The organism is Caballeronia mineralivorans PML1(12) (assembly GCF_001028175.1).
GTDB lineage: Bacteria > Pseudomonadota > Gammaproteobacteria > Burkholderiales > Burkholderiaceae > Caballeronia > Caballeronia mineralivorans.
Genome location: NZ_AEJF01000039.1, coordinates 1 through 844 on the forward strand (window position 1 = coordinate 1; position 844 = coordinate 844).

The window sequence follows — 844 nt, forward strand, 5'->3', positions numbered from 1 at the left end:
CGGTTGTGCGTCCAGCTAAGGCTGGCGTGTTCAGCAGGGGATAGACCTGCCGGGGTAGAAGTCAGAAGCCCCGTAGCTTGGATAGCAGGGTGGCGGGAAACCAAGACTCTGAAGCCTATCGACGGCCGTCTCCTTGGGGGACGTGCGAGTCATCGGGCCGTAATGAAGATGAACGTGAATGTGGCCTCGAAAGTGAAGAGACCCGAAGGCCGAGCCCGCAACCGTGAGGGCGAAGGCAGCATGGGTAGCCGAAATCTGACCGATACGGCTACTCCACTTCGGCGGGGTGGAAGCGACGGCACGATGACAAGGACATGCTGAGCAACTGGAGAAGCCCTCCTCGCCCCGGCGCGAAATCGCCGGAGCAAGGTAGGTCCTATAACCGGCGAACCCGGGAAGTGGATCGAAGGCGAGAGGGTGGCGGATGGGTCCGTACTAGCGATGAGGCCGGGTAACGCCGGAAGAGCGAAGGGGCCCTGCTGTTTGTAACGTCCTCGACAACATGGGAGGCAAGGACGAGATGACAAAGACGTCCAGCAGTTTGCAGGACCTGAGGCGAGGAATATACGTCAAGGCGAAGGCTGAACCGTCCTGGCGTTTCTGGGGGTTATACGTCCATGTCTGCAAGATGGAGACGCTGCGCGAAGCGTACGCGCTGGCCAGAAAGAACAACGGTGCTCCGGGTATCGACGGAGTAACGTTCGAGGCCATCGAGGCGCAAGGCGTAGAGGCATTCCTCGAGCAGATACAGGGCGAACGGACGGGGCACACCTACAAGCCACTGCGGTCACGGCGGCAGGAGATACCGAAGGACGGGGGCAAGGTCCGCGTCCTGTCGATTCCC

Annotated in this window: 1 pseudogene; it reads left to right on the forward strand. The window is 60.9% G+C overall.

The features are described from left to right. Positions 1-520: 520 nt before the first annotated feature. Positions 521-844 (forward strand): annotated as a pseudogene (locus EOS_RS04660) (group II intron reverse transcriptase/maturase); the annotation flags it as partial.